Source organism: Streptomyces sp. B6B3, assembly GCF_039871525.1.
Classification (GTDB): domain Bacteria; phylum Actinomycetota; class Actinomycetes; order Streptomycetales; family Streptomycetaceae; genus Streptomyces.
Map to the genome: position 1 here is coordinate 480,509 of NZ_JBDPLU010000001.1, position 23,519 is coordinate 504,027.

Genomic DNA, 23,519 nt, shown 5'->3' on the forward strand with positions numbered 1-23,519 from the left:
CTCGGGCCAGGCGAGGTTGACCTCCTCGGCGTCCGCCTTCGGCCGCCGGGGCGACGAGACACGTCCGACCGAGGAGCGGTGCCGATGATGGATCTTGAGCGGAAAGTCAACCAGGTCTGGCATCAGGAGGTCCGGCCCCTGGTAGCTGAGGCTTACCGCTGCTACACCACCGGCTCCGCGCGCGCGTGCATGGTCCTGACGTGGACGGCTGTGTGCACGGATCTGATCCACAAGTTGTATCAGCTCGCAGAGGACGAGGAGGGTGAGGCCAAGGCGGTCGTGCAGAGGATCGACGAAGCGCGGCAGAAGCCCGACCGTGAGGCCGTGCGCACCATGCTCGATGTCGAGAACACGATTCTTGAAGTCGCCGAGAAGCTGGACCTGGTCGACTTCGTGCAGAGACGCGAACTGGAGCGGCTGAAGGAAGATCGCAACCTTGCTGCCCACCCGTCCCTGCGCCCGCTGGGCGAGCTCTTCACACCGTCGACCGAGTACGCCAGAGCCCACCTGACCGCAGCGGTGGATGCCTTGCTGATCCATCCGCCGAGCCAGGGCCGGAAGGCGGTGGAACGCTTCCGCGAGCACGTCCAGGAGGTGTCCTTCGTCGGCAGCCCGGTCTACCTGACTCAGACCTTCTTCGATCGGGTGAAGTCCGCGACGCGGCGGAACATCGTCGTTTTCGCAGTCAAGGAAGCCCTCCTTGAACTGTCAAGCCACGGTGCTCTCGATGCCGGAGTCATGTCCGACCGTTATGCGGCGTGCGTGCGTGCGTTCGCCGGGCGCGACGGTGTCGTCGTGCAGCGGGCGATCGCCTCCGTAGTCGGCCGCCTGGGGCAGCAGCCCCTTGAGCGACAGATTCGGGCGCTTGTGCGACTCGGTGACCTTAACGCTTTCTGGGAGGAGGTCGACGAGGCTATGAAGGCGCAGCTCGCGGACTACGCTGAGCGGATCGCCGCCATCCCCTACCAGCCTCTGACCGTCGAGGAGACCAGCCTGCTCGGTCTCGTGGAGATCCCGCATATCCGACAGGCCCTGCCGTCGCTCGAAGAGAAGTTCCGCAGTCTGTCTCCGGATCAGCAGGCATCCGTCATCGCTCATAACCGAGCCGGGCCGTACCTCTCCGACTATGTGGCCGGCATCCTGACGGCGGCCGGCAGTTGGCGCATGGCTGAGTCCCTTGCCAGGTCGGCCGTACCGAGCTGTGCCCCACACCTGGACGTGCGCCAGCTCGGTGACATCTTGTCCGCGTGGGCTGAAAACTACGAGTGCCGCACCGCGGCAGCGATGCCCGAACTCGCTGTTCGGTTCTACTCGCTCGTCCCTTCGGCTGTCCGGGGGGACGAAGCGTGGCAGGTGTTCCTACGTCGTGTGCGCGAGCTGGAGGAGCCGGATAGCCCGTTTCGCTACACCGAACTGGAGCAGGCCATCCAGGAATCATCCGGCCCGATGGCGTGACCTCACACCGGGAACTAACGGTGTTACGCCCCGCGGGGCCCGGCCGCCTGGCCGCCCGGCGGCTTCGGCTTCGATGGTCAGCTCGGTGACGGCTCGGCGAAGGAGGGCCGTCGCGGCGCGTTCGGCCGCCAGCTCCTGGCGGACCGACTTCAGCTCCTCGCGGGCCTCTTCCAGCTCGCGGGCCATGGCGGCCATCGCCTCGGGGACCGCGTCGCGGGTCTTGATCTGCGCCTGGTAGCTCTCCACGAGGTCGCGGTGCTGGTAGAGGATGTCGCGGCGCAGTCCGGCCTCGATGGCGAGTTCGCTGGTGGTGAGCTTTCCGGTGCTCGACCGCAGCGGGTTGCCGGTCAGCAGCCGTTCGGCGGCCGCCGTGATCGTCGCCCGATCGGCGAGGGGGTCGCGTGGTGTGCCGCCCATCAGCTTGCCTCCGTGGTGGTGCCGGCCTCGGGCTCGGGGCTGCTGGCCTGGTGTCGTGTGATGACGCCGCGCGTGCGGTGGGCCTGGAACGTGGCCCGGTCCCGCCTGGGTCGCGGGGCTAGTGGGTCACTCGCGGCCGCTTCCTGGTGGGCAAGGAGGTCGCGCAGCGTGTCGATGTCGCGGTCGGTGTAGGCGAGGTTCGGGCAGGTGGGCCGGCATGCGGACGGATCCGGGCCGTCGGCGGGCAGCCCGGCTTCGAGGCGGGTCGTGCGGCAGGCGGCCGTCTCGGGTCGGTAGACGCAGGTCATGGCCTGGCCGTGGTGGATGGCGGGGTCGGCGCTGTCCAGGAGCCGTTCGACGTTGCGGACCGTGTTGACCACCCGCCCGGCGAACGGGGCGGCGCGCCTCACACGGCGCCGGTAGTCGTCGGCGGCTGGACCGCTGACATGCTCGCCGGCGTCCAGGGCCGCCACGTCGTCCTCGATCTGGTCGACGATCATCTCCAGGCGTTCGACAGCGAGGTCGTCCAGCCAGCCGGAGTCGGCGTGCCCGGCGTAGCCGGCCGTTACTCGGGTGTGGACGTGGCCGTACTGCAGGCCGCAGGCGATCAGGCCGCCGGGCTTGCGGACCACGAAGTACGCCAGGGTGCGCCGCAGCCGCGCGGCGTGGAGGTTCCAGCCGCCGGGGTCGGGCGGGATCGCTGGCCCTCCGTCGGGCTGGTGGAAGGTGGCGTTGACCCAGTCGATGAAGGCGCGAACCTGCTTGTTGGTCTCCTGGCTCGTCGCGGCCCGATGCTCGCGCTGGCGGCGGGTGGCCTGCCAGCGGGAGCAGGGGAACAGGAGCGGACAGTCAGCGAGCGATTCCAGCACGCCGATCGCAGTGGCCACCGGTGGAACAACCGTCCACGTCTTGGTGGCGGTCTGAAGGTCGTCCGGGTCGCGCCAGTTGCCCTTGCTGGGACGGCCGCCCACGCTCACCCGTCCCTGGTCGTCGATCGTTAGGCAGCCGCGGCGGAGTCCGAGAGCCTCGCCGGGCCGCATGCCTGACAGGTAGGCGATCACGACGAAGCACGCGGCGGATAGGTGGCGTACGAGCGGCCGCAGCTCGCGCAGACCGATCGGCCGGCTGCGCCACGGAGCCTGGTGCAGCAGGCCGGTGATGGTGCCGAGATCGGCATCCGGCGCGAGCGGTACGCCGTACTCGCGGGCGAGGGCGAGGACGCTGGCGGAGATCCTGCGGACCCGGTGATGGTGGCAGCCCAGCAGCCGGGCGAGGTGCGAGACGTCCAGTACGGTCTTTCCGTGTTCATCGGCCTTGCCCGGGAGGCTGCCGCCCGTGGCGGCCAGCTGCCGTACGTGCGCGACGGCCAGGTCTGTGGTCGGGTGGTGTTGCTGGCCGACGAAGGACTTCGTCACCGGGTGGGTGCCGTTCAGCAGCTGCCGGTGCTCGGAGTGCGCGCTGAGGATGTCGGGGGCGAAGTCCTCCACCATGCGCAGCGACCACGCCAGCAGGGCTTCCATCGTCTCCGGCGGGATGCGGGGGGTGCGGTTGTGCCGGGTTTTCACCACGGCGTCGGCCAGCTCCAGGCTGGAGGGGGCGCCCCACGGTCGCGGCCCGGGAAGGCGGCAGGACGCGGGCAGGTGGTCCTGGTAGGCCCACAGCACGCGGACCGCCTGGAGGAGCTGGGAGCGGCGGCCAGGGCTGCGGGGGAGGTCGAGCACATGAACGAGGTAGCGCTCCAGGTCGTCCCCGGTGACGTCGGCGAAGCGGCGCACGCGCTGGGTGTGCAGCCACTGGGTGAAGACCAGCAGATTCTCAGTCCACGCGCGCAGCGTGTCGAGCGCCGCCGAGTCGCCCTGCGGACCCGCCGTCAGGACGGGAGGGCGGGGGTGGTCCAGTACCGCGAGGGCGAACGCCTTGGCAGCGTTGGTGAAGTCTCGCGGGAATTTCTCCCAGTGCAGGCGGCGGCCGACCCAGTGCGCGTCGGTTTCGGCGTGGTCCACCACCCACTGCTCCTCGGCGAATCGGGACAGCTCGGCCCGCGCCACCCCGGGCCGCAGCGGTCGGCCCCGCAGCACGATCGTGTCCGGGGCGGGCCAGGGCACATCAGCCGTATCCCTCTGGGCTGCGGAAGCCGGTGTGGTGGTCACAGGTCCCATCGTCCCTTCAGGAGGTCATCGGCCAGGTGCCGCTCGCTCCTGGCGAGCCGTTCGCGGGCCTGCTGCACGTCCGTAGCCGTGTAGTGGGGTGGCCCGAGCAGGTGGGTCAGCTGGGCGAAGGCATCCCCGTAACGGAGGTCCCATTCGTCCGGGTCCAGGTGGGTGCGCAACTGCGCGAGCCGGTCTCGGACATAGACCTGTACCGGTAGGTGATGGGGCAGGGCGCGGGCGTTCCGACAGCCCAGGCAGGCCAGGAACGACGCGGTGCACGGCTCGCCCGGTGGGGTGTCGGGACCGTCGTGGTGGTCGGCGCAGCTGGCCAGAACGGTGTCCTCCTGCCCGACCAGAATCCGCTTGAGGACCTCGACGTCCACACCCATCTCGGCCGCTGCCTGCTGCGGATCAACCTCGGCCATCGCCACGAACATGGCACTGAAGACCGGCGTCTGCTGCCGGTCGCGGGCCTTGGCGACCTGTTCCTCCAGCGCGGTTCGAACGATCTCGCGGCCTTCGCGCTGCACCGCAGGGCTGCGCCGCAGATAGCGGTCGTTGAGGGTCTGGCGGCTGTGCGCGACCGGGTGCCGGGTGCGCTCCAACGCAGTCTGCCGCAGCCTGCCCGCGTCAACGCTCGGCAGTCCACCGGCCTGATCGTCTGGCCCCGGATCATTGTCGGCGCCCGAGACCTCCTGCGCGCCGGCCGTCGGCCAGCCGCGCCGGGGCAGGAGCGGGAAACCGTGACCCACCGCCCAGTCGCTCGTGTGGTGGGAGGCGATCCCGCCGGCCCAGCGCCCGTGGTGAAGCATCGTCGTCCGTACGTATCCGAGCGCCAGGCCGTGGTCGCCGTGCCGTCGCGACAGATCGGTCAGCTCCAGCAACAGCAGGTACGCCCGCAGCGGCGAGCGGAACAGCCGCGCTTCGCTCTCGGCGCCCTCGACGAGACTGGCCAGGCTGTCGGGGAGGTCTTCCACTGGCGTGGCCATGTACTCGCGGTCTGGTCCCCGCCTCGGCTTGGCTGCCTCCAGGACAGCGAGTGCCGGGGCGCCGGCTACGCCGCCGTCGGGGCGGAAGTGCGCGGCTGGCCACGTCGCCACCGTGCCGAAGTTCTCACCGGTCATGTCCACCAGCAGCAGGGAGAACGCCGCCGCCTCCAGCCGCGTCAGGCACAACCGGGCCAGCATCGCCCGGACTCCGCCGTACCGCCTCGCCCAGGTGACCGGGCTGCCCCCACCGTCGCGCGGGACGTCACCGGTGCGGTCGATCACGTCCAGGGCCCAGCCGAGCCGTTCCTCACCGTCCTTCGCCTCGCCCCGGCGGTAGCGATCCAGCAGAGCGCGGGATGTGCGGATACGGTCGCGGGCCAAGCGGACATCGTGGCGGACGGCGGTCAGGATCTGCTGCCGCTCGTCTTCGCTGTAGGCCAGCACCGCGTCCGTCTCCCGCTCCGGCAGCCGCCCATGCACGATCGCCGCGCGCGTTGCCGCCGGAAGGCGAGGCACATCACGCATCAGCGTCCGCAGCCGCCACGCCGACGGCAGCCGCGAGCCCGGCGACAGCGAAAGCTTGAACGCTGCCACGTGGGCGGTGGAGATGTCCTCAGGCCGCTGCGGCGCGTCGCTCCGCTTCGACAGGAACGTCGCGAACCGCACCAGCATCGTGTAGTACGAGCCGGCCGTGGCGATGCTTTTCACCCCGCGGCGCGGCCCGGTGGCCGTGGCGAACACCTCAGCCAGCCACCGCTGGAGCACGCCGGAGACCGGTACGCCGCTGAAGTCGAAGACGCGCGAGCGGCGGCCCTTCTCCTCGATGTACCGCACCGCGCACTGGCCGCCCTCTACCAGCAGCCGCTCCGGCGCCTGCCAGCCCTCGGGAGGCAGGGAGGCCCGTCGACCTCGCCGATTCATGGCCGACCCTCCGCCGGGCGCACCGCCGTGCCGGCCGGGCCGACGCGGCGCAGCACCCTGTCGCTCGTCGCCCCGATGCGCTCTGCGAGCCTGCTGACGGCGGCGTGCTCCTCCTCATCGAGCAGCGCCATCAGGTAGTCCGTCTCCAGCGCGGTGAACGGCTCCAGATACCAGTCCCTCGTCATCTGCGGGTTCGCGTGGCCCAGCAGACCGGCCAGCTGGAACCACACATCGCCGAACTGGTCCCGGAACTCGCGCAGCTCGGCGTCAGTGAAGCCCTCCACCCGCTGGTTCCACACCAGCGACAAGATCGAAAACCACCGCAGGGCGAAGGAATGCCGACACATGTGCGGGCGACAGAACAGCGGTACCGCCCTCCGGCCACCAGCGTGCCGCCACGCCGCGGCGACGCGCTTGTTGGCCTCGGCAAACCGCTTCTGCCAGCTATGGGCCCGCATCGGCAGCCCGTTCACCCCGAGCCAAACCGCCAGCGGCTCCAGGCCGTCGTCAGTGGGCCGGAACAGCAACAGACGCTCCTCGGGCTCCAGGGAGTCCATCGACCGCGTGGTGCTGCCCTGATCCGTCAGGATGGTCAGCGTCCGGGCCCGCGGGCTTAATCCCGTGACGATCTTCATACCCGGGATGCGGTCGTAGCGGCCCGCCCGCCGGGCCCGCCGGATCGCCTCCGCACGGGAGCCCTCGACCCGATCAAGGTAGCCATTCAGGGACGACACGACACCGGCAGGAACCCGGTACTCCCGCCCGTCCCGCTTGCCCTTCGTACAAGCACGAGCCAGGAGGGCCCGAGGGAACCGGCCGGCCATCTCCAGGGAAGGCAGCTCGACGTCCAGGACACTGCCCCACTCCGCCAGCCGCAGGCCCGTGCCGTACAGCCCGTCGACGAAGGCGCAGTCCCGGTCCTCGTTGGCGCCGCGCCAACCCTCGGCACGCAACCCGTCGAAGCCGTAGCCGCGGAAGCCGATATCCCGCCACTGCTCGAAGGCTCCGCGCAGCAGCCACTTCACCCTCCGCCGGGTCGAGCCGGCCGGACGAGCAGGGTCGCGCCGACCTTGTGCTGGAGCGATGTCGCCCGGATCGGCCGGTCTCAAGGTGTAGCCGGGCGCAACGGGGTTGGCGCACCCGTAGAGAGGGCCGGCCCAGGAGTAGAAAGAGTTCAGCGCCGCCCGGTCGGTGTCGAAGGACGTGGGTTGGACGCGCTCGTCGTTGCGGAAGTCGGTGATCCGCCAGAACTTGAAGTCCGTGTAGTCCTCGCCGGTCGCCTCGTCCCACGCGATGCCAATGCTGTCCAGGAAACCGAGCCACACCGCGAGTGAGTAGGCGTACCGCCGCCAGGTCGACGGTTGTCGGGAGGCGATCCGGCTATTACGGAAGTACAGGTTGACCCGTGGGTCCGGCCGCCGGTCGTCGACCGGGAACAAGAGAGGGAGTCCGGTGACGCGCGCCGTTCCGTTGCGCCCGTGCCAGGACGTCCCCGAGCTCGCGAGCCCACTCCTCTTCCGGCGGGGCAACGGGCCGGTTGAAATCGTAGAACTCGACCAGCCACCCAGTTCCGACACCCACGCAGACCTCTCACTGCTCTCCCGTATCCGACAGGTCAGGAAAGAGTAGAGAAGCGGTGAAAGCCAAGCTGCCGCTGCACGTCCGGGCCTACGAATGCGACGCCTGCGGCCTGGTTCTGGACCGGGACGACAACGCCGCACTCAACCTCGCCGCGCTCGCGGCAGCCGCAGTAACTGGTACCGGAGTGGCCGGAGACCAGGACACCGCCCCGGTGGTGTATCGAAGCCTCGTGGAGCCGACCAGAAGACCCGCGTCACCCGCACCCGCCGCAAGGCGAGCCCGGGGCGGGCAGGTGGCGCAACCCTGCCGCACCAGCGGCAGACGGAAGCGAGAGACCGTACTCAAGCCGAAGCCCTCACGCTTTTGTGATGTGACGGACCTCCCGGGCCGAAATGTCCGGGATGCTGAGACCTGACCACGGTCTCGGCAACGGCCACGCTCAACCCGGTCCACGACCTCCCGCAGCTCGCCGACCGTGACCTGGCGATCTGCCAACTCGCCGTCACCGCCGTCGGCCACGACGGCACGCACTCCCCGTGGGCCACCACTCAGTCGCCTGGTGCGGGCGCGAGGGCGGCGGTCAGCAGCGTGTCGAGGGCGCGTTGGGACGCCTGGAGACGGGCGATCTCCGTCGCCCGGCGGCGTCGCTCGTCGCGCAGCCGGCCGACCATCCCGGGGCAGGACGACGGCACGATCGCCGCGCCCTCGTCGTGCACGCAGTCGAGCAGCTGGGCGATGACCGCGGTGGGCAGCCCGGCGGCGAGCAGCACGCGGATGCGCCGGACGGCGGAGACGTCGGTGGCGGCGTACTCGCGGTAGCCGTTGGGCAGCCGCCGCGGTCGGAGCAGGCCCTGCTCCTCGTAGTACCGCAGCAGCCGCCGGCTCACCCCGGTCGCCTCGGCCAGCGCGCCGATCCGCATTCCGCCGCCTCCCGTCCACGCGGGCCAGCCTTGACCCTCACACCGATGTCACGCCCTAACGTCGGCGCCGTCAGGGACATTCCAAGGGGCGAGGAAGGGGCCACCAATGGCGGGAGCGCTGATCATCGGGGTCGGGCCGGGGGTCGGGCGGGCCGTGGCGCACCGGTTCGCGCGGGCCGGCCTGCCGGTCGCCCTGGTCGCCAGGACCGACCGGAGCGACCTGGCGCCGCCCGGCGCGCGGACGCTCGCGCTGACCGCCGACGTCACCGACGAGGACGCGCTGCGCGCCGCCCTCGACCGGGCGACCGCCGCGTTCGGCGTCCCCGAGGTCGTGGTCTACAACGCGGCGCTGATCCGCCCCGACCGGATCGGCGAGCTGCCGGCCGAGGGCCAGCTCCGCGCCTGGTCGGTCAACGTCCTCGGCGCGCTCACGGCCGCCGCGCACCTGGCTCCCGCGATGGCCGACCACGGCGGCGGCTCGTTCCTCGTCACCGGCGGGATGCCGGAGCCGAAGCCGGAGTACGTCTCGCTCTCCCTCGGCAAGGCCGCCGTCCGCACCCTGGTCACGCTCCTCGACCAGACCTACGGCGCCGCTGGCGTGCACGCGGCCAGCGTCACCATCGACGGGCCCGTGGCGCCCGGCACCCCGTTCGATCCCGAGATCATCGCCGAGCACTACTGGCGCCTGCACACCCAGCCGCGCGCCGAGTGGCGGCACGAGGTCGTTCACGGCACAGGGACGGGCGGGACCGCGCGGTGAGCGACGTCGGGTCGCCTCCCGGATCACGGGTGCCTCGGCGGCCGCATCGCCGCACGGTGTACAGGGAACCGACCCGCCGGCTCGGGGTGGTGCAGATCCGCCGGGAGGCCCGCAGACCGGGTTCCCGGCCCTGGGCCCCGGGGCCCGACGTGGCTCGGCTCGATCAGCCCTCGGCGGTCGATCCCCGCGGCGGGTCGGAAACCAGGATGCTGATGGCGAGGTTCGCCAACTGCTCCCGCATCCTCCCCCGAGGCACGCGCTCCTGTCCGGCCAGATGCTCGACGAGGTCGGCTCGTGTCGCCGCCAGGAGGGCATGAGCGGTGAAGTCGCGGTCGGTCAGGGCGGGGATCTGCTCCAGCAGGGCCAGGAGCAGGCCGTGCCACCGACCGTAGTGCTCCGCCTGGTACGGGCTGCCGCTCCCGCCCTCCTCCAGGGCCAGCGCGAGGCGCCGGTTGTCGAGTTTGAAGCACAGAACGGCGTCGAGGAGGGCGAGCACGCGCTCCCGGGGCGGGGCGCCGGGTCCCAGGGGCGGTGGGCCGGCTTCGACGGCCTCCCCGATCGGTTCGAGTCGTGCCTCGTACAGCGCGCGGATCAGCCCGGCGCGATCGCCGAAGGCTCGGAAGAGTGTGCCCTTACCGACGCCGGCCGCCGCCGCGACATCGGCCATGGTGACGTCCTCGGGGCTCTCGCAGCGGGCGAAGAGGGCGTCGGCGGCCGCGAGTAGGGCCTCCCGGTTACGGACGGCGTCCTTGCGGGGCCTGCGCTCGGGCATGCCGCACCTCCATTTGCAAAACGGACTAGCGGTCCGTATCGTCAAAGCGGACCTAGGGTCCGGATTCTATGACTTGGAGGATACCCATGTCCGCACCGACCTCCCCGGCGGATCTGTACCGCCACAGCCTGCGACTGCTGCTCGACAAGGACATACCCGCGTGGGTCGCCCTGTGGGCCGAGGACGGCGTCGCGGAGTTCCCCTTCGCCCCCGACGGCTGGCCCCGGCGTCTGGAGGGCAAGGAGGCCATCGCCGCCTACATGCGCCACTACCCCGACCACATCGACCTGCACGACTTCCCCGACCTGCGGATCCATCAGACCACCGACCCACAGACCATCGTGGTCGAGATGCGCGGCGTCGGCCGCTTGGTGGAGAGCGACGCTCCCTTCGACATGACCTACATCGTCGTCGTGACCGTTCGAGACGGACACATCACCTCCTACCGCGACTACTGGAACCCCCTCGCCGTCCAGGAGCCTGGCGCCGACTTCGCCGGGAGCAGCCGATGACCACCACCGGCACCACCCTGGTCATCGGCGCCACCGGCACCACCGGAAGCCGCACCGCCGCGCGGCTGACGGTCGCCGGTCACCGCGTCAGGGCCGCCAGCCGCCACGCCACCCGGATCGCCGGCGCCGAGCCGGTCGCCTTCGACTGGTACGAGCCCGCCACCCATGCCGCCGCCCTGGACGGCGCCGACCGCGTCTACCTCGTACCGCCCCCGGGCGACTTCGACCCGGCGGCGGTCATGCTGCCGTTCCTCCGACGGGCTCGCGCCGCGGGCGTCCGGCGGGCGGTGCTGCTGAGCTCCTCGGCCATCCCCGAGGGCGGCCCGGCGGTGGGGGCGGTGCACCAGGCGCTGCCCGGTCTGTTCGCGGAGTGGGCGGTGCTGCGGCCCTCGTGGTTCATGCAGAACGTCACCGGCGCACACGCGCACGCCCTCAGCATCCGGGAGGAGGGCGTCATCCGGACCGCCACCGGGGCCGGCCGGGTCGGCTTCGTCGACGCCGAGGACATCGCGGCCGTCGCCGTCCGCGCGCTGACCGACCAACGCGCTCCCAACGCCGATCTCGTCCTCACCGGACCGGAGGCGCTCAGCTACGACGACGTCGCCGCGATCATGACCGAGGCCACCGGCCGGCTCGTGGTCCACCGCCGTCTGTCCTACGAGCAACTGCGCGATCGCCTCACGGGACTCATACCGATCCGGTTCGCCACCATGCTGGCCGCCATGGACCAGGCCATCGCCGAGGGGTCGGAGGAGCGCCTGACCGACACGGTCCAGCGCCTCACGGGTCGGCCTCCCGGCGCCTTCCGCGCCCTCCTGGGAAGGGAGATGCGGTGCGGCGGCGGCGACGGTTTCGGGGCGACCGGTGGTTCCGGACCGAGCCCGGAGCGGCCGCAGGGGGCCCTGGGACGGCCGCCGAGCGCTCATCTGTGATCGATCAGTCTCATCTGTTGACGGCACTGAGTGCCACTGACACAGTGGCTTCATGGCCACATTCGGGGCGCCGTCGTGGCCGCGGCGCCCCGCGAGAACGACACTCAGTGACACCCATGCGGCAGCAGAGACGGGAGACGGCCATGACCTCCACCCCGACATCCACCCCGACATCCACCCCGGCGCCCAGCGCCATCACCAGCGCCACATCCGCGCCGACGCGGACGGAGGCCATCGAGGCGATGGCCGGGAGCCTCGCCCGACGCTGGGCGACGGACCCGCGCTGGGCGGGGATCGAGCGCAGCTACGACGCCAGGGACGTGCTCCGGCTGTCCGGCAGCGTCCGCGAGGAGCACACCCTCGCCCGACGCGGCGCCGAACGGCTGTGGCGGGACCTGCGCGAGGGCGGGTACGTGCACGCGCTGGGCGCCCTGACCGGCGGCCAGGCGGTGCAGATGGTGCGGGCCGGGCTGCGGGCGATCTACCTCTCCGGATGGCAGGTCGCCGCCGACGCCAACCAGGCCGGCCACACCTACCCCGACCAGAGCCTGTACCCCGCCAACTCCGTGCCCCAGGTGGTGCGTCGGATCAACAACGCGCTCCAGCGCGCCGACCAGATCGCCGTCGCCGAGGGCGGCGCCGACCCCACCGACTGGTACGCCCCGATCGTCGCCGACGCCGAGGCCGGATTCGGCGGGCCGCTCAACGCGTTCGAGCTCACCAAGGCGATGATCGCCGCCGGCGCCGCCGGCATCCACTACGAGGACCAGCTGGCCTCGGAGAAGAAGTGCGGCCACCTCGGCGGCAAGGTCCTGGTGCCCACCTCCCAGCACGTCCGCACCCTCAACGCCGCGCGGCTGGCCGCCGACGTGCTGGACGTCCCGACGCTGATCGTCGCCCGGACCGACGCGCTGGCGGCGAACCTGCTGACCAGCGACGTGGACGAGCGCGACGCCCGCTTCTGCACCGGCGAACGCACGGCCGAGGGCTTCTACCGCGTGCGGAACGGCATGGCCGCGGCCATCGCCCGCGGCCTCGCCTACGCGCCGCACGCCGACCTGCTGTGGATGGAGACCGGCACCCCGGACCTGGGCCAGGCCAGGGAGTTCGCCGAGGCGATCCACGAGCGGTACCCGGACCAGCTGCTGGCCTACAACTGCTCGCCCTCCTTCAACTGGAAGGCGGCGCTGGACGACGACGAGATCGCCCGTTTCCAGCGCGAACTGGCGGCCCTCGGCTACCGCTTCCAGTTCATCACCCTCGCCGGGTTCCACTCGCTCAACCACGGCATGTTCGACCTGGCGCAGGGCTACGCCGACCACGGCATGACGGCCTATGTGGAGCTCCAGGAGCGCGAGTTCGCGGCGCGGAAGCAGGGGTTCACCGCCGTGCGGCACCAACGCGAGGTGGGCACGGGGTACTTCGACCTGGTCTCCACGACCGTGCACCCCGAGTCGGCGACCACGGCCCTGGCCGGCTCCACCGAGGCCGAGCAGTTCCACTGACCGCCCGGCCCGGCCCGGCCCACCCACCTGCCCGGCCCGTCCGTGCCCCGGCGCGACAGCGTCGTCCGGGGCACGGGACCGGCCCCGGCGGGCTCAGCGCTTCACGTGATCGACGAACGCCCGCCACGCCGCGGTCGGTATGACCAACGCGGCCCCGGGATTCTTGCTGTCCCGGACAGGGACGAATCCGAGGAAGTCCCCCGAAACCTCCACGCATTCGCCGCGGTTCGCATTGCTGTAGCTGCTGCTGCGCCACGCAGCGGAACTCAGGTCGGGCCGGGGGACTCGCATCTGCTCTCCTCCATCAGGCGCGGGATGAGCGCGACGGATTCCCGGGGGACGAGCGCCGCGTCTCGAACTGATCGTAGGACAACTTCGACCGCCGCACCGCTCGGCGTCGCGGGGTGGGACGGTCACCGTGTGGCGTGACCGGGTGGTGAGCGCGGGAAACGCCGAAGCCCGGCGCTCGCGCGCCGGGCTTCGGGTCTCGTTTCGGGTCCTGTTCGGAAAGAAGCCTGATTTCTGTCAGTTAAGGGTCGGAGTCGTCCAGTTCCGCCACTGCGAAAGATTTCCGGCCTTGTTGGACGCGATCTGCATCTGGCCGTTCGGAGTGCCGTTTCCGGTCAGGAACGCCTGGATGTAGTTCTGGAGAGGCGCCCGCCATTCGTTTCGGACGGCGCAGTGGTTGCCGTCACTGATGGCGGACCAGTAGGTGATGTTCTCCTCCGCGCCGAGTGCCTTGTAGACCTCGGCGCCACCCAGCGCGGCCACGCTTCCCGACCTGGCGGCCAGCCAGTCGATATGCGGATTCTCCATGATGAGAAGTCCGCGCGGCGCGACCATGCCGATGATTTCGTGGGTGTCCACCGGCAGGCCGTTCGGATTGCCGGTGTAGGAGCCGAACGCGTCGCCCATCCACGGCTGTTCACCGTAGGCGCTGCCCAGGGACTGGGCACCGCTCTCCGAGTTCACCCCGCGCCAGATGGGAGCGCCGCCCGTGCCCGACTCGATCGGCATGGTCAGGGCGATGCGCTGGTCGAACGCGCCGGCCACGAAGGCGCCCTTGCCGTACCGCGAGCACCCGGTCACGCCGGTCGCGTCGGCGCTCAGGATGTTGCCGCCCGACTGCTCGATGACGTCGATGATGCGGCTGACGCCCCAGGCCCAGGCCATGAGCAACCCGGTGCTGCTGGTGTTCCCGTAGATGCTGTAGAACGCGCCCTGCTTGTTGTTGCGCGGCGTGCCCTCGCGTCCGACCGAGAAGGGGTCGTAGCTGATCACGGCGGCGCCGGAGTTGCGGATGGTGGCCGTGTCGGCCCCGAAGCCGCCGTAGACGATGACGGCGGGGAAGGGACCGGTGCCGCTCGGCAGGGACACCGACGCGGAGAAGCTGGAACTCCTGCCGTTGTCCGACACGTTCACGGTGATGCTGTTCGACGACACCGTGCCGGTGACGCTGTCCGGCGGCGCGGGCTTCGACCCGTACGCGTACTGCTCGGCCTGTTCGTGGATCTCCGCCCGCCGGCACTCCCATTCGGAGGCGGCGGTGATGCGCGAACCGTCGTTCGAGAGGAACGGGTCCGGCAGCATGGAGTTGGACGACGGACTGCCCGGGTTCTGCACGTTGCAGTCGGCACCATTGTGTTCGGCGAGGGGCACGACCTCGGCGGCGCCTGCCTGGGGGAGGATGGTGGCGGTCAGGCCGGCGAGGGCCACGAAGACCGCGACGACCCACCTGGGGCGATAGCGATGGAAGCGCATTGGGGGGACCTCCATGAGAAGGCGCGCAGCCGACAAGAAAAGCCCTCCACGCCCTACGGCATGGAGTGATATTGCCTGCCGGTACACGCCAAGCGGCGAGAAACACCGGACCAGGTAGATCGTCGAAGCTGCCCCCAGGCCCCAACTGTGGCCCAGTAAACGGAAACGCTACAAGGGCGCTCCTCGCCCGCGCAACCCCCCTGTAACACGCACGTACTACGGCTGGTGAGCGACGAACTGACGCAGCGTCACTGCTCGGTCAACCGCGGACCCCCCGGGGTGGGAAACGGTCCGGGTTCCTGGATGGCGGGCTCCTCGGCCGGGCCGGACGCTCCGTCGCTCGCGGTGGCGAACAGGCCGACGGCGAGCACGATGCTGACCAACGCCGCGACCCACAGGACGACCGCCGTCGGGAGCGGAGGAACCGCCGGAACGGGCGGAACCGCTGGTGAACGCGTTCTGTCGGCGACGCCCGGCCCTAACGCGGACGGCCTCGGCGGCTTCGCCGGAGCCGGCGGAAAGGCCGGAAGCGGAGGGTTCGCGGGCTTCGGCGGAACGGGCGGACCAGCGGGCTCCGGCGCGTCGACGGCCTCCGGGGGCGCGGCGGCCTCCGGGAGCGCGGCGGCCTCCGGCGGATCGACCGAGGCGGCGGGCGGTGCGGCCGGCTCCGGCGGGGCGACGGGCTCCGGCGGATCGACCGAGGTGGCGGGCGGGGCCGGCGGCCTGATGGCCGGCAGCGAACTCCAGGACCGCGCCGCGGACAGCTCCGCGGACACGATGTCCCCCGGCGGTCCCAGCCGCTTCAGCAGGTTCCGCACCGCGGCGGCGTAGACGCCCTCCGCCTCCTCCAGGCCGGCGTCTATGTGCTCCGTGATCTCCTGCCGCAGCTCCGCGCGCCGGTCCGAGGAGAGGGGCGTGGAGGCGTTGTCGAGGCGTCGCAGGTAGTCCTCGACGAGGTAGTGCCGCACTGACGTCACGGGTGCTTCTCCTCACTGTCCAGCAGGTGATCGACCGTGGCCCGGAAGGGCCCCCACTCGGCCGTGAAGTCGGCGAGGGCCTTGCGTCCCTCGGGCGTCAGCGCGTAGTAGCGGCGCGGCGGCCCCGTGTCGGACTCCCGCCACGACGAGCTGACCCACTCCTCCTTCCGGAGTCGGGAGAGCAACGGGTAGATGGTGCCCTCGCTGGTCACCATCCCGTGCGCGTCGCACAGCTCCCGCACCAGCTCGAAGGCGTACTTCTCCTGGTCCCGCAGCAGCGCCAGCACGCAGAACTGCAGAACCCCCCGCCGGAGTTGACTCACGCCGGACCGGGACCCCCCATCCAGTACCATGCACCACAAGGTACCTGGCCGCGCCTCCTTGCACCAACCCTCCGGGATTGAGCGCTCGGCCCGGGCCGCCTTCCGTGTGGGGCGGCCCGGGCCGTGGGCGTGTTGGGCGGCGTGCTCGTCCGCCTGAGTGCTCGTCAGCTACCAGCGGTACCAGCGGGACCTGGTGCCGCCGACCGTGGTGGAGCGCATGAAGAAGCCGACCAGCCAGATGACCAGCACGGCCACCGCGAACCACCAGAGCACCTTGAGCGCGAAGCCGGCGCCGAACAACAGCAACGCCAGCAGCAGCACCAGAAGAAGGGCGACCATGTCGGGTCCTCCTTGCCTTTCTCGTCTCTCGTGATCTCTCTGATCTCTCGGATCCTCGGGGTCGTTCCGGGAAGTTGAACGAGTACCCCCGTTTCCGCGGGCGATACGCCCGGGTTGTGTGGGTGGGCCGTTCGGGCGGGCCGGGTGGGGGCCGTCGGACGCCTTCTCGGGCGGGTCGAGGGCCGCTAGGCTCCGTTCGTCTGGGAGCGCTCCCACGGTAGGAGATGCCATGGAACCCCGTAGCCGTGCCCGTTCCGGCCGCACCTGCCGGGTGCTGCCCGTCGTGGGCGCGTTCGCGCTGGCCGCCGGGCTGTTGAGCACCGCGGGTGCCGCTCCCGCAGCGACCGCCGCGCCTGCCGCACCCGCCGACCCGTATGCCGAGGCCGCGGCGGTCCGGGTGGACAACCCGTACGCCGGCGCCCGGGTCTACGTGAACCCCGAGTGGTCCGCGCGCGCCGCCGCCGAACCCGGCGGCGCGGCCGTGGCCGGCGAGCCGACCGCCGTGTGGCTGGACTTCATCGCCTCCGTGGCCGGGCTCGACGGCGCGATGGGGCTGCGCGACCACCTCGACGCGGCGCTGGAGCAGGGCGCCGACGTGGTCCAGGTGGTGCTGAACGACCTGCCGTACCGGGACTGCGACTGGCTGATGTCGAACGCCGAGATGTGGCTCGACGAGCTGCCGCGCTACCGGCAGGAGTTCGTGGACCCGATCGCCGACATCCTGGCCGACCCGGCCTACGCCGACCTGCGGGTCGTGGCCGTCGTCGAACCGGACTCGCTGGCCAGGATGGTCACCCACACCGGCGACCGTCCGGAGGCCACCGAGGGCTGCCGGCAGGTGGCGGCGAACGGGGTGTACCTGGAGGGCGTGGGCTACGCGCTCGCCCGGCTCGGGACGTTGCCGAACGTCTATCCCTACCTCGACATCGGCAACCACGGCCAGCTCGGCTTCGACGACACCTTCGACGCGGCGGTCGAGGTGATGTACCGGGCCGCGACGGCCGCCGGCGGCACCGTCGACGCCGTGCACGGCCTCGTCACCAACGTGGCGGGCTACGCGGCGACACACGAGCCGTACTTCGCCGCCGACGACGTGGTGGACGGCGAGCCGGTCAGCGAGGGCAGCGGCTGGCTGGCGGGGAACGGCTTCGCCGACGAGGTGCCGTACGCGCTCGCCTTCCGGGAGGCGGCGATCGAGCGCGGCTTCGACCCCGGGATCGGCGCGCTGGTCGACACCTCGCGGAACGGCTGGGGCGGGCCCGACCGCCCGACCGGACCAGGACCCGCCACCACCGCGGAGGAGTACGTGGAGGCCGGGCGCACCGACCGCCGCCTGCACCAGGGCAACTGGTGCAACCAGGCCGGCGCCGGCCTCGGCGAGCGGCCGACCGCCGCGCCCGAACCGGGGATCGACGCCTACGCGTGGGTCAAGCCGCCGGGGGAGTCGGATGGCGCGAGCATCCCGCTGCCGCAGGAGAACGCCGGTTTCACGCCGCTCTGCGATCCGACGTACACCGGGAACGCCGGCAACGGGAACAACCCGACCGGGGCGCTGCTCGCCGCACCGCCCACCGGCCGGTGGTTCGCCGAGCATTTCGCGAGCCTGCTCGCCAACGCCTGGCCGCCGCTCCCCTGACCCGGCCCTGACCCCGGTCGGAACCCCGGCCGGCCGCTACGCCAGGGAACGCTCGGCGGACGGGAGTATCGGCGGACGGGAGTATCCGCAGTGGGAGTACGAGGTGACGGCGGGCGGCCGGGTCCGCTGTCCCGTCGACGGGGCTCGACGCACTGTGCACCTGGTCTACGCGTCACCCGGGCACCCCAGGGACACCGGCCTGAGGCGCCGTCCTGCCATCGGCACGCGGTCGTGGCGCCCGGCGTGCGCCGTAGTGCGTCGGGGTGGGGTGGGGGCGGGGCGGATCGGATGTGGATTCGACGGATTTCGCTCGTCGGGGTGACGCTGGTCAGGGTGTTCTTGTTGGGCCTCTCCGGCCGCTGCTCTCATGTGAGCGCGTGAGTGTTCACGCGAACGAGAGGGGAGGACCGGGGATGCGTGGTTACGGGCCACAGCGTCGTGACGTGCTGAAGGGTGCGCTCGGGGCAGCGGGGTTGGGCTTCGTCGGGGGGAACTCCACGGCGAGAGCGGCCGTTTCGACGGCCGCGCCGAGCGACCGGACGATCGTGGAGCCGGAGGACTTCGACTTCGACAACGGCAACATCATCCGGGACTTCTTCTTCGGCTGGAGCACCATCCTGTACGAGCCGGTCGCCGCGATGGACGTGCCGATCATCTTCCGCGTCACGCACCTCTCGCAGACCGCCTGGTTCGACGCGACCGCGCCGTACCACGCGACCGCCGTCGGCATCTACACGCGGCTGGACCGCCGGCCCACGAGCGAGCACACCAACCGGAACAAGAACATCGCGGTGCTCTACGGGGCGTTCCGGGTGCTGGAAGGGCTGCTGCCCCAGGTGGTGGAGGACCGCCGGGAGGTGATGCTGCGGTTCGGCCTCGATCCGGACGACCGGCAGGAGAGCACCGACAACCCGATCGGCATCGGCAACCTCGCCGGATGGGGCGTCGTCGAGGCCAGGATGCACGACGGGATGAACCAGCTCGGCGACGAGGGCGGACGCCGGTTCAACCGCCGCCCGTACGCCGACTACATCGGCTACCAGCCGCGGAACACCGCCTTCGAGCTCACCGAGCCCGCCCACTGGCAGCCGGAGCTCGGCCCGCACCTGCGGCGCCTGGACCCCAGCTTCCCGTCCGACTTCGGCGCGTTCACGGTGCAGGCGTTCTCGCTGCCGCACTGGTCCGTCACGAAGCCGTACTCGTTCGACGACCCGGCCGAGTTCCGCATCCCGCCGCCGCCCACCAGCGATCCCCGCGGCGCCGGCTACCGCGAGCAGGTCGAGGAGGTGGTCGCCGCGTCCGCCGCGCTGACGGACGAGCAGAAGATGATGGCCGAGTTCTTCGACAACAAGTTCACCGGGATCGGCCGGGCCGTCGCCGCCATGTGCGAGCACCACCAGCTGGACCTCGACGGCTGGATCGAGCTGTGCCTGGTCTGCTCCACGGCCACGTTCGACGCCGGCATCGCGGCCTGGAGCGAGAAGGTGCGGCACGACGCGGTGCGGCCGTTCAGCGCCGTCCGGTACGTGTACGGGGACGGCGAGATCACCGCCTGGGGCGGGGCGGGGCAGGGGACGGTCAGCCTCCCGGCCACCCAGTGGACCAGCTTCATCAGGGTGGGCGACCACGCGGAGTACCCGTCGGGCTCGACCACGCTCGCCGCCGCGCAGGCCCACGCCGCCAGCCTCTACCTCGACTCGGACGAGATCGGCTACGCGGTCACCCTGCCGCAGGGCTCCTCACTGGTCGAGCCGGGGCTCACGCCGGCGACCGACCTGAACCTGCGCTGGGACACGTTCGACGAGTACAACCACGACTGCGGTATGAGCCGGGTGTGGGGCGGGGTGCACTTCCCGGCGACCGTCGAGGCCAGCTGGGAGCTGGGCCCGCGGGTCGCCGAGCGCGCCTACGCGTTCGTGCGCCGCCACATTGACGGCGACGTGGACTGACGGGGACTGACGTCGACCGGCGGGGACTGACGTCGACCGGCGGGACCGACGGCCGGCTCCGGCGCGGAGAACGGCCGGCCGGCGAATGCCGGCCGGCCGTCGCGCTCGGACGTGCGCCAGTGTTCTTCTCAGACGCGGCGGCGACGCGGCGTGGCGCGCCGCCCCCGGTGCGCGGTGTCCGAGGCTCCACCGAAGAGCCGCGCCACGACACGGAAGGGGAAGGTCACGATGGTGGCGAGCAGGCCACCGGTCGCGCGGAGGATGTCTGCTATCGCTCGGAACATGCATCACGGGTAACCCGCTGCCGACAGCGGAAACACCGGGTCCGCCGCCCCGGGTCGGCCGGCGCCGGAGAAGGTGCGCGATACCGCATCACGCGATACCGCATCATGGGGGCATGCCCGAAGGCGACACCGTCTGGCAGGCCGCCCGGCGGCTGCACACCGCGCTGGCCGGGCGGCGCCTCGTCCGCTCCGACCTGCGGGTGCCCCGGCTGGCCACCGCCGACCTGCGCGGCCGCGAGGTCCTCGACGTCACGCCGCGCGGCAAGCACCTGCTGACCCGGATCGAGGGCGGGCTGACCCTGCACTCGCACCTGCGGATGGACGGCGCGTGGCAGGTGTACGCGCCGGGGGAGCGGTGGCGTGGCGGCCCCGCGCACCAGATCCGCGCCATCCTCGGCACGGCCGACCGCACCGCCGTCGGCTACCGGCTACCCGTTCTCGACCTGCTGCGCACCGCCGACGAGCGGCGCGTGGTCGGCCATCTCGGACCCGACCTGCTCGGGCCCGACTGGGACCAGGACGAGGCGCTGCGCCGGCTGCTCGCCGACCCGGCCCGGCCGATCGGCTCGGCGCTCCTCGACCAGCGCAACCTGGCCGGCATCGGCAACGTGTACATGGCCGAGCTCTGCTTCCTGGTGCGAGTCACGCCGTGGCTGCCGGTCGGCGAGGTGCCGGCGCCGGAGCGGCTGCTCGCGCTGGCCCGGCGACTGCTGGAGGCCAACCGGGACCGCCCGATGCGGACCACGGTCGGCCTGGCGGCCGACCGTGGTACCGGCCCCGCGGGCCCCGCCGGGGGCGGGGGATCGGGCGGCGGCGAACGAGCGGCCCGGCACCCCCCGCTCGCCCGGACCCGCGGGGGTTCGCGACGCGTTCCCGTCGCCGGGGTGCCCGCCGACGCGCCGCGCCAGCGCCTGCACGTCTACGGGCGGGCCGGGCGCCCCTGCCCGCGCTGCGGCACCCCGGTGCGGGTCGCCGACGAGACCCACGGCGAGATCGGCCGAGAACGCCCCACCTACTGGTGCCCCCACTGCCAGCCCGGCCCCTCCCCGACCACGCCCTGAGCCGAGTCGGCCGCGTCCGGGCCGCGCGGCGGTGGCCGGTGGTGGTTCGCCCTTCGAATCCGAGGGCGGCCGGGGCCCCGCCGTCCGGCCCGTGCGGGAGACGGGGCCCCCGGGGGTATCCGGTCCCCGCGCCGGCCGTCGCGGGCCCGGGACCGCCCCGGCCGGAAGGCCCCGCACCGTTGTGGGCCCGCACCGTGGCCGGTTGTGTCAGCCTCCCGCCCCGCCGCGCGTGGCGCTCGTCGTGCCGGCCAGGTCGCGGTTGGACAGGAAGCGGAGGTACTCGTCGTAGTTGAGCGGGTTGCCGTCGAACCGCTCGCGGAGCGGCGGCGTGCCGCGGACCGGGCGGTCCCGGCCCGGGCGGGCCCACTGCGCGCCCTCGCCGTGCGTCAGGCCGGGCAGGGCGCGCGTCAGGTCCTGCACCAGCCGCACCGGCAGGTCGGCCGTCACCACCCAGGACGCGCCGCGCTCCGCCGACCCCGTCACGTCCGCGCCGAGCTGGGCGAGGAACCCGACGACCGCGCCGAGCGCGTCGCGCGGGACCTCGACCTCCACCGACTGGCAGGGCTCGTAGACCCGGCTGCCCGCCGCGCGGAGCGCCCGCAGCAGGACCGGGGGCGTGAGGTTGCGGAAGTCCGCGGCCACGCTGTTCGGCGCGTCGTAGCCCACCCGGAACAGCGTCACCGTGCAGTCGGTGACCTCCCACCCGTACAGGCCCTGTTCCAGCGTCCGCAGCGCCGTCTCCTCGATCGCCCGGTGGAACGAGCGGGGCAGCGCACCCCACTCCACGTCGCTCGCGTAGGCCACGCCGGAGCCGGTCGGCGCCGGCGCCACCCGGAGCCCGATCGTCGCCCAGAACTGGTCGGTGCCGGGCCCCAGTTCCTGGCTCGCCTCGCCGACCCCGGCCGGCCGCTCCACGTAGACGGGCCGGATCTCCTCGAAGACCGCCTCGATGTCGTGGGCGCGAAGCAGCCGTTCGGCGATGACCTCCTGCTGCACGGCGCCGTAGAGCAGCACCGAGGTGCCGCCGTCGCCGGCCGGCCGGGTGCGGATGAACGGGTCCTCGTCGGCCAGGCTCGTCAACGCGGCGTGCAGCCGCGCCTCCTGGCCGGCGCGCCGGGGGCGCACGACGGTCTCCAGGCTGGGCGGGGAGAAGTGGAAGCCCGAGGTCGGTGTCCGCGCCGGGTCCGGGTCGGCGACCGGATCGGGGGCGTCGAGGCGGTCGCCGACCCGGACCCGGGCCAGGCCCCGGAGCCGACCGATGCTGCCCGCGGCCAGCCGACCCCGCCCCGGCGCCCCGCCCGTCGCCGCATCGGGCGCGGCGACGACCTCGACGCCGGTGATCCGCCCGTCGTAGGCGAACGAGGCGCCGCCCGGCTCGCGTCGGCGGAACGTGACGCGCTCCCGCTCCCGCACCTCGCCCGCGAACAGCCGCAGGTAGGCGACCTTCTCGCCGCCGGCCGCCCGTTCCACCGCGAACACCGTGCCGCGCGTGGGCGCGTCGCGGCGGGCGGTGGGTGGCACGAGCAGCGACCTGATGCCGTCGACCAGCTCCCGGGTGCCCTCGCCGGTCAGCGCCGAGCCGAAGAACACCGGATGGACGAGGCCCGCGGCGGTCTGCTCGACGAGCAGCCGCCGCAGCTCCGCCGCCGGCGGCACCGCGCCGTCGACCAGCCGGGCCAGCAGCGCGTCGTCGTGTTCGGCGAGCGTCTCCGCCGTCCGCTCCCTGACCGCCTGCCGCCGGTCGGCCCGGGGGCGCACCCGGGCGCCCGGCGTGCCGGGGTCGAGCACCGTGCTCATCGGCACCAGGTGCGGGGCGAGCTTCCGCCGGATGTCGGCGAGCAGGTCGCCGTGCCGGGCGCCCCTGCGGTCGATCTTGTTGACGAAGAGGAGCGTCGGGAGCCGAAGCTCGCGGAGCGACCGCATCAGGACGCGGGTCTGCGCCTGCACGCCCTCCACGGCGGAGAGCACGAGCACCGCGCCGTCCAGCACGGACAGCGCGCGTTCGACCTCCGCGATGAAGTCGGGGTGTCCCGGGGTGTCGACGAGGTTGATCTGGAGGTCGCCGACCGCGAACGCCGCGACCGCGGAACGGATCGTGATGCCCCGAGCCCGTTCCAGGTCGCCGGAGTCGGTCTGGGTGCTGCCGGCGTCGACGCTGCCGAGCTCGGGGATGGCCCCGTTGTCGTACAGCAGCCGCTCGGTGAGGCTGGTCTTACCGGCGTCGACGTGGGCGAGAATGCCGATATTGAGGGTGTTGCTGATCACCTGGGTCCTC

22 protein-coding genes are annotated in these 23,519 nt (G+C 72.1%); 9 read left to right on the forward strand and 13 right to left on the reverse strand.

Annotated elements, in window-relative coordinates:
- Positions 1–84 precede the first annotated feature (84 nt).
- A complete protein-coding gene (locus ABGB06_RS02065) occupies positions 85–1,455 on the forward strand; it encodes a hypothetical protein (RefSeq protein WP_347584860.1) in 1,371 nt (456 codons plus the stop codon).
- Here ABGB06_RS02065 and ABGB06_RS02070 read toward each other — a convergent pair.
- The 4 genes from ABGB06_RS02070 to ABGB06_RS02085 form a co-directional block, all read right to left on the reverse strand.
- Entirely contained in the window at positions 1,435–1,872 is a 438-nt protein-coding gene (locus ABGB06_RS02070) for a hypothetical protein (RefSeq protein WP_347584861.1), read from the reverse strand. The two genes, ABGB06_RS02065 and ABGB06_RS02070, sit on opposite strands and share 21 nt — an antisense overlap.
- Positions 1,872–3,977 (reverse strand): hypothetical protein, encoded by a 2,106-nt coding sequence (locus ABGB06_RS02075; protein ID WP_347584862.1) that lies wholly within the window; start codon positions 3,975–3,977, stop codon positions 1,872–1,874. Before ABGB06_RS02075 ends, ABGB06_RS02070 begins: the two co-directional genes overlap by 1 nt.
- A gap of 41 nt (positions 3,978–4,018) precedes the next feature.
- A complete protein-coding gene (locus tag ABGB06_RS02080) occupies positions 4,019–5,845 on the reverse strand; it encodes a hypothetical protein (protein ID WP_347584863.1) in 1,827 nt (608 codons plus the stop codon).
- Between the two features lie 83 nt (positions 5,846–5,928).
- Positions 5,929–7,371 (reverse strand): integrase, encoded by a 1,443-nt coding sequence (locus ABGB06_RS02085; RefSeq protein WP_347584864.1) that lies wholly within the window; start codon positions 7,369–7,371, stop codon positions 5,929–5,931.
- Positions 7,372–7,568: 197 nt separating this feature from the next.
- Here ABGB06_RS02085 and ABGB06_RS02090 point away from each other — a divergent pair, with 197 nt between their 5' ends.
- Positions 7,569–7,928, forward strand: a complete 360-nt coding sequence (locus ABGB06_RS02090; RefSeq protein WP_347584865.1) for a zinc ribbon domain-containing protein — start codon at positions 7,569–7,571, stop codon at positions 7,926–7,928.
- A gap of 133 nt (positions 7,929–8,061) precedes the next feature.
- Here ABGB06_RS02090 and ABGB06_RS02095 read toward each other — a convergent pair whose 3' ends face one another.
- Complete coding sequence (locus ABGB06_RS02095; RefSeq protein WP_347584866.1) at positions 8,062–8,433, reverse strand: MerR family transcriptional regulator; 372 nt, start codon at positions 8,431–8,433, stop codon at positions 8,062–8,064.
- A 106-nt stretch (positions 8,434–8,539) separates the two neighbouring features.
- On the opposite strand from ABGB06_RS02095, the gene ABGB06_RS02100 reads away from it, so the two are divergent.
- Positions 8,540–9,193: an SDR family NAD(P)-dependent oxidoreductase gene (locus ABGB06_RS02100; RefSeq protein ID WP_347584867.1), complete on the forward strand. Its 654-nt coding sequence runs from the start codon at positions 8,540–8,542 to the stop codon at positions 9,191–9,193.
- Positions 9,194–9,356: 163 nt separating this feature from the next.
- Here ABGB06_RS02100 and ABGB06_RS02105 read toward each other — a convergent pair whose 3' ends face one another.
- Positions 9,357–9,965, reverse strand: a complete 609-nt coding sequence (locus tag ABGB06_RS02105; RefSeq protein ID WP_347584868.1) for a TetR family transcriptional regulator — start codon at positions 9,963–9,965, stop codon at positions 9,357–9,359.
- Positions 9,966–10,051: 86 nt separating this feature from the next.
- On the opposite strand from ABGB06_RS02105, the gene ABGB06_RS02110 reads away from it, so the two are divergent.
- From ABGB06_RS02110 to aceA, 3 genes are all read left to right on the forward strand, one after another.
- Positions 10,052–10,477, forward strand: a complete 426-nt coding sequence (locus tag ABGB06_RS02110) for a nuclear transport factor 2 family protein (RefSeq protein ID WP_347584869.1) — start codon at positions 10,052–10,054, stop codon at positions 10,475–10,477.
- Positions 10,474–11,409: an NAD(P)H-binding protein gene (locus ABGB06_RS02115; RefSeq protein ID WP_347584871.1), complete on the forward strand. Its 936-nt coding sequence runs from the start codon at positions 10,474–10,476 to the stop codon at positions 11,407–11,409. The genes ABGB06_RS02110 and ABGB06_RS02115 overlap by 4 nt, the downstream gene beginning before the upstream one ends.
- Positions 11,410–11,651: 242 nt before the next feature.
- Positions 11,652–12,914 carry an isocitrate lyase gene (gene aceA, locus ABGB06_RS02120; RefSeq protein WP_347585420.1) on the forward strand — a complete coding sequence of 421 codons (1,263 nt, stop codon included), beginning with the start codon at positions 11,652–11,654 and terminating at the stop codon, positions 12,912–12,914.
- Positions 12,915–13,007: 93 nt separating this feature from the next.
- Here the strand turns inward: aceA and ABGB06_RS02125 are convergent, their stop codons facing one another.
- From ABGB06_RS02125 to ABGB06_RS02145, 5 genes are all read right to left on the reverse strand, one after another.
- Entirely contained in the window at positions 13,008–13,205 is a 198-nt protein-coding gene (locus tag ABGB06_RS02125) for a DUF397 domain-containing protein (protein WP_347584872.1), read from the reverse strand.
- A gap of 234 nt (positions 13,206–13,439) precedes the next feature.
- Positions 13,440–14,675, reverse strand: coding sequence for a cellulose-binding protein (locus tag ABGB06_RS02130; RefSeq protein WP_347584873.1), 1,236 nt, complete (start codon positions 14,673–14,675; stop codon positions 13,440–13,442).
- A 248-nt stretch (positions 14,676–14,923) separates the two neighbouring features.
- A complete protein-coding gene (locus ABGB06_RS02135; RefSeq protein WP_347584874.1) occupies positions 14,924–15,652 on the reverse strand; it encodes a hypothetical protein in 729 nt (242 codons plus the stop codon).
- Entirely contained in the window at positions 15,649–16,005 is a 357-nt protein-coding gene (locus tag ABGB06_RS02140) for a PadR family transcriptional regulator (RefSeq protein WP_347584875.1), read from the reverse strand. Before ABGB06_RS02140 ends, ABGB06_RS02135 begins: the two co-directional genes overlap by 4 nt.
- A gap of 138 nt (positions 16,006–16,143) precedes the next feature.
- The gene (locus ABGB06_RS02145) at positions 16,144–16,314 is read right to left on the reverse strand and encodes a hydrophobic protein (RefSeq protein ID WP_347584876.1); all 171 of its coding nucleotides are present in this window, start codon (positions 16,312–16,314) and stop codon (positions 16,144–16,146) included.
- A 229-nt stretch (positions 16,315–16,543) separates the two neighbouring features.
- On the opposite strand from ABGB06_RS02145, the gene ABGB06_RS02150 reads away from it, so the two are divergent.
- Together ABGB06_RS02150 and ABGB06_RS02155 are read left to right on the forward strand one after the other, a co-directional pair.
- The gene (locus ABGB06_RS02150; RefSeq protein WP_347584878.1) at positions 16,544–17,950 is read left to right on the forward strand and encodes a glycoside hydrolase family 6 protein; all 1,407 of its coding nucleotides are present in this window, start codon (positions 16,544–16,546) and stop codon (positions 17,948–17,950) included.
- A 443-nt stretch (positions 17,951–18,393) separates the two neighbouring features.
- On the forward strand, positions 18,394–19,899 hold the full coding sequence (locus ABGB06_RS02155) for a vanadium-dependent haloperoxidase (RefSeq protein ID WP_347584879.1): 1,506 nt from the start codon (positions 18,394–18,396) through the stop codon (positions 19,897–19,899).
- A gap of 128 nt (positions 19,900–20,027) precedes the next feature.
- On the opposite strand, the gene ABGB06_RS02160 is transcribed toward ABGB06_RS02155, so the two are convergent.
- A complete protein-coding gene (locus ABGB06_RS02160) occupies positions 20,028–20,183 on the reverse strand; it encodes an LPFR motif small protein (protein WP_347584880.1) in 156 nt (51 codons plus the stop codon).
- 113 nt (positions 20,184–20,296) lie between these two features.
- On the opposite strand from ABGB06_RS02160, the gene ABGB06_RS02165 reads away from it, so the two are divergent.
- Positions 20,297–21,244 (forward strand): DNA-formamidopyrimidine glycosylase family protein, encoded by a 948-nt coding sequence (locus ABGB06_RS02165; protein WP_347584881.1) that lies wholly within the window; start codon positions 20,297–20,299, stop codon positions 21,242–21,244.
- Between the two features lie 207 nt (positions 21,245–21,451).
- Here the strand turns inward: ABGB06_RS02165 and ABGB06_RS02170 are convergent, their stop codons facing one another.
- Positions 21,452–23,506 carry a translation factor GTPase family protein gene (locus ABGB06_RS02170; RefSeq protein ID WP_347585421.1) on the reverse strand — a complete coding sequence of 685 codons (2,055 nt, stop codon included), beginning with the start codon at positions 23,504–23,506 and terminating at the stop codon, positions 21,452–21,454.
- Between the last annotated feature and the right edge of the window lie 13 nt (positions 23,507–23,519).